Source organism: bacterium, from assembly GCA_030655055.1.
In the GTDB taxonomy this organism is placed as follows: Bacteria; Edwardsbacteria; AC1; order AC1; family EtOH8; genus UBA5202.
Genome location: JAURWH010000158.1, coordinates 1 through 8,056 on the forward strand (window position 1 = coordinate 1; position 8,056 = coordinate 8,056).

Annotated in this window: 7 protein-coding genes; 6 read left to right on the forward strand and 1 reads right to left on the reverse strand. The window is 57.0% G+C overall.

Annotated elements, in window-relative coordinates:
• The first annotated feature begins 158 nt into the window (after nucleotides 1-158).
• From nrdR to Q7U71_07490, 6 genes are all read left to right on the forward strand, one after another.
• On the forward strand, nucleotides 159-623 hold the full coding sequence (nrdR, locus tag Q7U71_07465) for a transcriptional regulator NrdR (GenBank protein ID MDO9391593.1): 465 nt from the start codon (nucleotides 159-161) through the stop codon (nucleotides 621-623).
• A 152-nt stretch (nucleotides 624-775) separates the two neighbouring features.
• Complete coding sequence (gene nrdD, locus Q7U71_07470) at nucleotides 776-3,214, forward strand: anaerobic ribonucleoside-triphosphate reductase (GenBank protein ID MDO9391594.1); 2,439 nt, start codon at nucleotides 776-778, stop codon at nucleotides 3,212-3,214.
• A 94-nt stretch (nucleotides 3,215-3,308) separates the two neighbouring features.
• Nucleotides 3,309-4,538: an inner membrane CreD family protein gene (locus tag Q7U71_07475; protein MDO9391595.1), complete on the forward strand. Its 1,230-nt coding sequence runs from the start codon at nucleotides 3,309-3,311 to the stop codon at nucleotides 4,536-4,538.
• A 112-nt stretch (nucleotides 4,539-4,650) separates the two neighbouring features.
• Nucleotides 4,651-4,938: an anaerobic ribonucleoside-triphosphate reductase gene (gene nrdD, locus Q7U71_07480; GenBank protein ID MDO9391596.1), complete on the forward strand. Its 288-nt coding sequence runs from the start codon at nucleotides 4,651-4,653 to the stop codon at nucleotides 4,936-4,938.
• Between the two features lie 153 nt (nucleotides 4,939-5,091).
• Nucleotides 5,092-5,397, forward strand: coding sequence for a hypothetical protein (locus Q7U71_07485; protein MDO9391597.1), 306 nt, complete (start codon nucleotides 5,092-5,094; stop codon nucleotides 5,395-5,397).
• A gap of 151 nt (nucleotides 5,398-5,548) precedes the next feature.
• Nucleotides 5,549-6,271 carry an anaerobic ribonucleoside-triphosphate reductase activating protein gene (locus Q7U71_07490; protein ID MDO9391598.1) on the forward strand — a complete coding sequence of 241 codons (723 nt, stop codon included), beginning with the start codon at nucleotides 5,549-5,551 and terminating at the stop codon, nucleotides 6,269-6,271.
• A 174-nt stretch (nucleotides 6,272-6,445) separates the two neighbouring features.
• Here the strand turns inward: Q7U71_07490 and Q7U71_07495 are convergent.
• Nucleotides 6,446-8,056 (reverse strand): cobalamin-dependent protein (locus Q7U71_07495; GenBank protein ID MDO9391599.1); only part of this gene is annotated, 1,611 nt, incomplete at its 5' end.

An 8,056-nucleotide genomic window follows, 5' to 3' on the forward strand; every position in this document is an offset into this window, starting at 1 on the left:
AATATTTTGTCACATAATGCAACTAACATACCTTGATGCCATCTAAAGGCTTAAAATCTGCCATATATATGTTTTGTTTTGTACGATTTTTCCCTTGACAAACACCCATATATAGTGGCATAATTAGGCCCCTTCTACAAAATAGAGGATATTGCTTCATGAAATGTCCAGCTTGCGGTTTTCCCAAAGACAAGGTAATAGACTCAAGGCTCTCCAAGGACGGACAGGCCATCCGGCGCCGCCGTGAATGCCTGCAGTGCCGCCGCCGTTACACCACCTACGAGTACATCGAGTCCTCGCTGATGATCGTGAAGAAGGACGGACGGCGCGAGCCCTTTGACCGCCAGAAGATCATGTCCGGGCTGCGCAAGGCCTGCGAGAAGCGGCCGATCGGGATCGACATATTGGAGCGTCTGGTGGACAACATCGAGAACGAGATCCAGGCCCAGGGGCACAGCGAGGTCCAGGCCCCGCTGATCGGCGAGATGGTGATGAACGCCCTGCAGAAGCTGGACGGGGTGGCCTATGTCCGGTTCGCCTCGGTCTACCGTTCGTTCCGGGAGGCCGCGGATTTTGCCGAGGCCGCCAAGAGCTTTGCCCAGAAGAACGAACCCAAGAAATAGCAGATCCGGGGTTTTTGACAGGATTTACATGATTTATTTTAACCCCGGATTTATCTATTTCCCGTATTCGTATATGAGAGCAGGTTAATCCTGTCCATTCCGTTTTGAAATTAATCAAGCCAATAGAAAATATTTTCATATTAAGGAGCACCATGAACCCGCCCGATGCCGAAATGATCGCCAAAGGCCAGCCGCCCCAGGACTCCTCCGAAACCCCCAGGTTCCTGATGGTGGAGAACGCCAAGGACAAGCAGATCAACGCCGACCCCCTGATGCCCTTCAACGTGGTGCAGAAGCGCAGCGGGGAGATCGTAAACTTTGACCGGCGCAAGATCGCCGAGGCCATCTTCAAGGCGGCCCAGGCGGTGGGCGGGGCCGACCATCTGCTGGCCGACGCTTTGGCCGAGCAGGTGGAGCTGCTGCTTCACTCGGCCAAGGGAGGCCAGCACCTGCCCAACGTGGAGGAGATCCAGGACGCGGTGGAGAAGATCCTGATAGAGCGGGGCCACGCCAAGACCGCCAAGGCCTTCATCCTTTACCGCGACCAGCGCTCCAAGGTCCGCCGCCAGAACTTCAACATCCGCCAGGTGCAAATGGGCGAGGTGGTGCGGGACAACGACGCCACCGACCTGGCCCTGTTCATCCAGACCTCCGAGGACAACGTGGCCCAGTGGGACCGGGAGAAGATCGTCAAGGCCCTTAAAAAGGAGGCCGGGGTGGCCGAGGACATCGCCCAGAAGATAGCGGCCGAGGTGGAACAGCAGATCCTGGACGCCAAGGTCAAGCGCCTGACCTCGTCCCTGGTGCGCGAGCTGGTGGACGCCAAGCTGATAGAATACGGCCTGGAGGAGGCCCGCAAACGGCACTCCCGGCTGGGCATGCCGCTGTACGACGTGGAGAAGGTGCTGACCGACCGCAACCGGGAGAACGCCAACATCCCCCACAACCCGGAAGCCACCAACATGACCCTGGCCGAGACCATCAACAAGCAGTTCGCGCTGGCCCGGGTCTTCTCCACCGACGTGGCCGACGCCCACAGCCGGGGCGACATCCACCTGCACGACCTGGGGTTCATCAACCGGCCCTACTGTTCGGGACAAAGTTTGGAGTACGTCAAAAAATTCGGCCTGAGTCTGCCCAACGCCCTGTCCATAGCCAAGCCTGCCAAGCACCCGGACACCCTGCTGGCACATATGGTAAAGATGTCGGCCGCCCTGCAGGGGCACTTTGCCGGGGCCATCGGCTGGGACGCGGTCAACGTCTTCTTTGCGCCGTTCCTGGTGGGCATGTCCGACCGGGAGATCTCCCAGCTGGCCCAGATGATGATCTTTGAATACAGCCAGCAGTCGGTGGCCCGGGGCGGCCAGGCCATCTTCTCCGACCTCAACATCTACTGGGAGACCCCCAAGCATTTTGAGAACGTGCCGGCCATCGGGCCGGGCGGCGAGTACACCGGCAAGAAGTACGGGGAATACCTCAAGGAGTCCCAGCGCTTTGCCTGGGCCCTGTTCGAGGTCTACAAGGGCGGCGACGGCACCGGCCGGCCGTTCTTCTTCCCCAAGCCCCAGGCCCACATCACCGAAAAATTCTTTTTGACCCCGGGGCACCAGGAATATCTTGAATTGATCTCCTCGGTGGCCGCCGACAAGGGCAACACCTATTTTGTGTTCGACCGGGGCGAGACCGCCAAGATCTCCGAGTGCTGCCGGCTGGCCTTTAAGCTGGACGACCGGGACCTGATGGACGCCAACACCCCCTGGAAGATGCGCTATTCGGCCCTGCAGAACATCACCGTCAACCTGCCCCGGATAGCCTACCTGGCCAAGGGCGACACCAACCAGCTCTACAAGAAGATAGACGAGTTCCTGCACCTGACGGTCAAGGGTCACCAGCAGAAGCGCAAGTTCATAGAAAAACTGATGAACCTGAAGGACCAGGGCCCGCTGGCCCTGCTGGCCATGGAGAAGGACGGCGAGCCGTATCTTAGAATGGGCCGGGTCACCTTCCTGATCGGGATGCTGGGGCTGAACGAAATGGTGCAGCACCACATTGGGCAGGAGATGCACGAAAGCGAGGAAGCCTTCAAGTTCGGGCTTAAGATGATCGCCTACATGCACCTCAAGATCAAGGAACTGGCCAAGGAATACGGGATGAAGTTCGTGCTGGAGCAGACCCCGGCCGAGAGCACCGCCTTCCGCTTTGCCAAGCTGGACATGCAGCAGTTCACCAAGGACGCCGAAAAGGTGGTCAAGGGCAGCGTCAAGGACGGCACGGTCTATTACACCAACTCCACCTACCTGAACGTGGCCTACCAGATGAACCCGATCGACCGGGTGAAGCAGGAGGGCAAGTTCCACGACATGATCGAGGCCGGGGCGTTGACCCACATCTGGCTGGCGGATTCCCACCCCACCCCCAGTTCCATCGCCAATTTCGTGGTCAAGTCCTTCCGCCAGACCCGCAACGCCCAGATCGCCTTCTCGCCCGAGTTCACCACCTGCAACAGCTGCGGCAAGGTGTACAGGGGATTGAAGGACGAGTGCCCGAATTGCAGCAGGAAGGCGTACGAGGGGATAAAGAAGATCAAGTAGGGGCGGGGAATACTGAATATTGAAGATTGAATCTCAAACCGGAATGTCTGTTCAATATTCTAAATTCGATATTCATCATTCGTCGAGGTATAGCATGGCCAAAAAGATCGCCGCCATAGTCTTCGTGTTCATCTGCACCACTATAGCCTGGATGATCCTGGGCGGGGTCACGGTTGACCGCACCAATTCCCAGGACAACAAGCTCAAGCGGGCGGTCGGCCAGTTGTGGGGCACGGCCCAGCGCCAGAACGCGCCGCTGGTGTATTACCAGCTCAAGGAAGAGCAGAAGGTGGTAAAAACCACCGAGGGCGGCAAGACGGTCACCGAGACCAAGACCCACCTTTCCGACTACTACCTGAACCTGGAATCCAGCGACATCAAGGCCGATCTGAAGCTGACCCACCGTAAAAAGGGCCTGCTGTGGTACTCCACCTACCAGGTAAACTTCGACGGCAGCTACGGCATAGTCAACAGCACCAGGGAAGAACGGTTCCTCTGCTTCCAATACACCTTTCCCTCCAGCGACGGCATCTATGACGACTTCGTGCTCTCGGTCGACGGTGTCCCTGAAAAAGAGCTGGTACCGGTGGACGGAAAGATCTGGAAGTGGATCCGGCTGAAGCCCGGCCAGACGGCCCAGGTGCGGGTGGCCTACCGCTCCCAGGGGATGGACCAGTGGTGGTACCAGTTCGGGTCAAACGTCTCGCAGATCCGCAATTTCAAGCTGGCCATGACCACCGACTTTGCCAGGATAGACTTTCCCGAGAACGGCATCTCTCCCACTTCCCAGCAGCAAAAGGACGGGGGCTGGGAGCTGGTTTGGCAGTACAATAATCTGATCTCCGGCATCCAGATCGGAATGGATCTGCCCAAGAAGATCAACCCCGGACCCTTCGTCAGCAAGATCAGCTTCTTCGCGCCGGTCAGCCTGTTCCTGTTCTTCTTCATGGTGTTCATCATCACCGCCATCCGGGGCATCCGGCTGCATCCCATGCATTATTTCTTCCTGGCCGCCTCGTTCTTTGCCTTCCACCTGCTGATGGCCTATCTGGCCGACCACGCCGACATCTACCTGGCCTTCTTCATCAGCGCGGCGGTGTCCCTGGGCCTGGTGCTGTCGTATATGAGGATCGTGACCGGGTCCAAGTTTGCCTTCAAGGAAGCGGCCCTGGCCCAGCTGGTGTACCTGGTGTTCTTCTCCTACGCCTTCTTTTGGGAGGGCTACACCGGACTGGCCATAACCATCTGTTGCATAGCCACGCTGTTCGTGGTGATGCAGTTCACGGCCAGGATAGACTGGGAGAAGCAGTTTTCGGGGAAATAATCATTTATATCATCGCATCATACTGCCTCTCAATCAAATAAGAATCCTTTCCCCTTTTCCCGGCATCTAATATACGTTAATTGATTTATAAAAAGATAAAAGGAGCACGAACATGGAACTGCAGGAACTGAAAGACAAACTGACCTCGGAAAAACAGTCCTTTGAATTCAACGAAGAGGACGGAGGGGTCTACATCCGCAACAAGCGCTATGACACCAAGATCCACGCCAGCTACGAGGCCATCGAGAAGCATGACTGGAGCACCATCAAGGCCCAGACCGTGGCCGGGCGCGACGTCAACCACATCACCCGGGTCACCGGATACTTCACCATCGTGGAAGGCTGGAACAAGGGCAAGATAGGGGAACTGCGGGACAGGTACAAGTCGCAGGTTAAGTAGGTCTTTTCCCCCGGTGGTCATTCCCTCGAAAGAGGGAAACCAGGTAGTGAATGGCCATTTGGACCTTTGGAGATAATCAGGAACCCCTTAAAAATACTGGATTCCCGTTTTCACGGGAATGACAGGCAAACTGCAAACAGGATACAGGGCATTATGGAAATAAAAGTATTCGGGCGGCCCAGCTGCCAGGTCTGCAAGCAGGCCATTGAAAAGATAGGCTATTTTCTGGACAAGTGGAAATACACCGAACAGGTGCCGGTCAACTATTTTGACATGGACACCATGGACGGCCTGGCCGAGGGGGCCTTTTACGAGGTCTCCGACATTCCCACCGTGGTGCTGGAGGAAAAAAAGGACGAGCTGGACCGCTGGGTCAAGCGGCCGCCGCTTTCCAAGGAACTGAAACCGCACCTGGACAAGGCCTTCAAGGGCGAGGCCGGCCCGGACGAGGAGGACTGAGATTTCCAGGGTACTTTTATCCACAGATTTCACAGATTTTCGCAGATTCTTCCGGACGCTTTTAAACTCTATGAAAAATAATCTGTGTTAATCTGCGGCCATCTGCGGATAAATAAAGCCCAGGACATTCATGTATGCGACATAAAGCACAATGGAAATAAAAGGTTTCATAGAGACATCGCTAATTGACTGGGACGGCAAGTTGGTCTCAGTCTTTTTTTTGCCCGGCTGCAATTTCCGCTGTCCCTTCTGCCACAACCACCAGCTGTGGAAGGAGCCGCAGAAGGTGGAGACCGTTCCCTGGCAGAAGGTCAGCGATTTTCTTAAAGGCAAGAAGGGCTGGATAGACGGGGTGGTGATCACCGGCGGCGAGCCCACAGTGCATGATGACCTGCCCCAGTTCATCCGAATCATCCGGGAGATGGGCCTGCTGGTAAAGCTGGACACCAACGGCGCCAATCCCGAGATGTTGCAGATGCTGCTGGACAAAAAGCTGGTGGACTACGTGGCCATGGACCTGAAGGCCACCCTGGATCCCATCTACAGCCAGGCGGCCGGGACCAAGGTGAACCTGGACGACATCAAACGCTCGATAGAGATACTGATGACCGGGAAGACGGACTACGAGTTCCGGACCACTTTGGTGCCGGTGTTCCACAGCCTGGAGAACGTCAGGCAGATGGGCAAAAGCATCAAGGGGGCCAAAAAGTGGGTGCTGCAGCAGTTCGTGCCCCAGAACTCGGAAACGGCCATGCTCAAGAACGTCTGGCCCTACGCCGAGGAGTACCTGGTGAAGATGCAGCAGGAGGGAAGCAAGTGGGTGGAGAACTGCATCCTGCGGGGAATAAGCGAGATCGCAGCCGACCAGGTATAATCTAACGCTGATAACATGGGTTATATTATTAGGAAGCCATGAATCCATGAAATGTATTTGATTATGGGATCCAGGAAATGAATCCTGCCTTCCTGGGTTCCTTATAAATTGAATTTAATAATGCAAAAACCGCCCCATGGCTGGGGCGGCTTTTTTTGTTACCGGGCTGCAGATCTATTCCTTATTGAAGATGATGGCGCTGGTGCTGAACTCCGGGTCCATCTGGTGCGATTCGCTCAACTCCACTTTTATCCTGACCGGCTTCAGCACGGAAAATATCTTCTCCTGCTGGGCCAGCTTGGGCCAGACCGGATAGCCGGGGCTGAGCCTGAGGCTGTTCTCCCAGCCGGCCAGCTTGTTGATCCGGGCGTTGTTCCACTTGGCCAGGGCCTCGGTCAGCTCGGCGGCCAGGCCGTGCAGTAAAAACTCCTTCTGCACTTTTCCCTCCTGGTTAAGTTTGCGGCAGCGCTTGCTTACCTTTCTGCCCAGGGTCACCAGCTGCAGGGCCACCGTCAGTTCTGTCTGAGACCCGGAGGGGATGCTGCCTCGGATCTTATCCGAAAAGGTAAGGGTCAGCCATTCCTTCTGGGACTTGGGTTTCAAGACCACCAGCTGGTAACCCTTCCACCTGGCCCGGTAGAACCCGTAAACGGCCTTGGGCTTAAAGACATCCTTCTTGATGGCCATCTCCCACATCTCGTTGAAGGCGGTCTCGGCCGCGGCGGCCTGCTGCCCGGCCTTGGCCTGGTCGGCCTTGGCGGAGACCATCTGCCAGCGGGACTGGTACAGCGACCGGCGGTTCAAATGCTCCAGCAGGAGGTAGAGGGGGATCTTTTTCTCCACTTGGCTTCCCTCAAAGGGAAGTTTTTGTTTGGCGGGCGGGGTGCGGGCCTTTAAACCCTCCGGTTTCGTTTCCGGTTTAACCTTGGCCGGTGCCAAGCGGACCTTCTTATCTTCGGAGACTTCGGACCCTCGGTCCGTGATAACGGATATCTTGGACACAGGTTTTTCAGGGGCGGTCAGCTGCTGCATCACTTTCAGTCCGTCCATGGCGTCCTTGGCGAAATGGACCCCTGGATAAAGCGGAAGCATGGTCTTCTCATGGTAGTCCTGGCTCAGCGCCGCGCCGCCGCAGATCACCGGCAGGCTCAAGCCCTGGGCCTTGAACACCTCCAGGTATTCGGTCATGGCCTTCACCGATTCCACCAGCAGGCCGGAGAGGCCCACCGCGTCCGGCTTATGCTCCCGGACGGCGGTGATGATCTGCTCGGCGCTCTGCTTGACCCCCAGGTTGATCACCTTGAAACCGTTGGCCTCCAGGATCATGGCCACCAGGTTCTTGCCGATGTCGTGGATGTCGCCCCGGACGGTGGCCAGCACTATGGAACCGCGGGCCTCGGCCTTCTTCTTCCCCAGCATCGGTTTTAAAATATCCGAGGCGCTGCGCATCACCTCGGCCGAGCGCAGCACGAAGGGCAGCTGCAGCTTGCCCTGGCCGAAAAGTTTTCCCACCTTGTCCATAGCCGGCAGCAGGTCCTCCCGGATGATGAACAGGGGAGTTTCCTCCTTTAACAGGGCCTTCAGGGTCTGCTCCAGGCCCTGGCTGTCGCCGGACAGCACGTGCTGTTCCAGCCGCTGGGCCGGGGCCACGAAGTTCTGGTGGGCCACGCTTTCCTCCCCGATCTTGTGATGGGAGAAGAAGGCCAGCAGGGCCTCCAGCGGCGGCTTGGAGCCGGTCTGTCTATTGAGTATCAGGTCGTCGCACAGTTTCACCAATTGGGGCGG

Coding starts and splice junctions, on each gene's coding strand:
- nrdR (MDO9391593.1), top strand. CDS start 159: ATGAAATGTCCAGCTTGCGGTTTTCCCAAAGACAAGGTAATAGACTCA.
- nrdD (MDO9391594.1), top strand. CDS start 776: ATGAACCCGCCCGATGCCGAAATGATCGCCAAAGGCCAGCCGCCCCAG.
- Q7U71_07475 (MDO9391595.1), top strand. CDS start 3,309: ATGGCCAAAAAGATCGCCGCCATAGTCTTCGTGTTCATCTGCACCACT.
- nrdD (MDO9391596.1), top strand. CDS start 4,651: ATGGAACTGCAGGAACTGAAAGACAAACTGACCTCGGAAAAACAGTCC.
- Q7U71_07485 (MDO9391597.1), top strand. CDS start 5,092: ATGGAAATAAAAGTATTCGGGCGGCCCAGCTGCCAGGTCTGCAAGCAG.
- Q7U71_07490 (MDO9391598.1), top strand. CDS start 5,549: ATGGAAATAAAAGGTTTCATAGAGACATCGCTAATTGACTGGGACGGC.